At 35.9% G+C, this 1,420-nt stretch carries 2 protein-coding genes; both read right to left on the reverse strand.

What is annotated here, in order from left to right:
- Positions 1 to 4: 4 nt before the first annotated feature.
- Entirely contained in the window at positions 5 to 679 is a 675-nt protein-coding gene (locus AB4653_RS26830; protein WP_009847966.1) for a CatB-related O-acetyltransferase, read from the reverse strand.
- 7 nt (positions 680 to 686) lie between these two features.
- Positions 687 to 1,420: lipopolysaccharide biosynthesis protein (locus AB4653_RS26835; protein ID WP_372105752.1), on the reverse strand; the 734-nt coding region annotated here is incomplete at its 5' end.

Raw genomic sequence — 1,420 nt, forward strand, 5'->3', positions numbered from 1 at the left:
GTTTCTAACTAATCAATAACTTAAAATCTTTGATGTTAATAAAGGCACCTTGATGCTCTTTGATTTTTTCAAGTGGCCATTCCCACCACTGTTCCATTAAAAGAGCTTCCCTTTCCTCTTCAGTAAAGCGCTTCTTAATCTCTTTCGCTGGAACACCGCCCACAATACTGAATGCTTCTACATCTTTGGTCACAATAGAACCTGTTGCAATCACTGCACCATGCCCGATAGCCACTCCTGGGAATATTTTCACGTCTTCACCAATCCAAACATCGGATCCAACAACAACTTGATAATGCTCCTCAACATACTTAGTATGCGAGTAAATAGTACCTTTGTTAAAATCCAATCCTTGTTTCTGCATCAATCGATGATCTGCTCGATGAAAGCAAGGGTGAGTCGACACATAATCATTGATCGGGTGGTTATTTAGGACAATTTTCACATTATTAGCAATCGAGCAAAAACGACCTATTTTGACATTGTTCATATTACAATGAGTATCAATATAAGTACCGAAGCCAATATATGAAGCATTCACATCACAATCGCTTGCTACAGAGTTACAGCCTTCAAATTGAGTGTCTGTAAAGTTTGATTTTCGAGAAAGGAAGTTCTTCTGTTTTTTTTGATCACGAATGAATATTAGCTTCTTAATCTTGCGTATGATTTTTTTCATAATGAGTCTATTCGCCATTACCAGATAGGAGTTTGTGATAAAAACCATCAACAGTGTAATCTTCAAGCTTAATCAAAACTGATTCGTCAAACTCGCTAGAAATAAAGTATTCCATACTACCAGTAAGTTCATTTAGAGAGTCAAATATAAGAAAGTTATCTTTTGAGTATAAAGGATGATTATAAAGACTCGTATTATTCGTGATTACTTTTTTTCGAGCATACAATGCTTCTTTAACCCTCATAGTATCAGACGTCTGTCCATCAAGAACCATTTCCAATACACATTTGGTATTGAGCATCACGGTTAGGTATTCAACATAGGAATAAGACGGTTTCTTGTCAAAAACAATAAAATTGCACTTAAAACCATCTAATGCACCTTTTATTTTCTGAACCTTTTCTTTCCTTCCTTTATCCACGCCGACAAAAGAAACATCGAAATCAGACGATTTTTCTATCTCATCGATGATTTTTAGTTGAGGCATAGGTAGGTAAATATGCTTAAAGTCATACTTTGCTGCATCACCTTCATCAAAAGTATATGTTTCAAAACCTTTTAGGTGGTGGTTCAGGCTTCCATCTGTGACATTTCTAAAAACAATCACCTTCCTCCCATCAATCTTTGATATCGACTTTATATCTCTCAGAGAATCGGTGGTGAATATGACATCGAAGCCATTTAGTGCCTTTATTTTTCGTCTTATGATCGCTCCATAAGCCTCATGATAGTGTTTTTTAC

Source organism: Vibrio sp. 10N.222.48.A3 (assembly GCF_041475345.1).
In the GTDB taxonomy this organism is placed as follows: domain Bacteria; phylum Pseudomonadota; class Gammaproteobacteria; order Enterobacterales; family Vibrionaceae; genus Vibrio; species Vibrio tasmaniensis_A.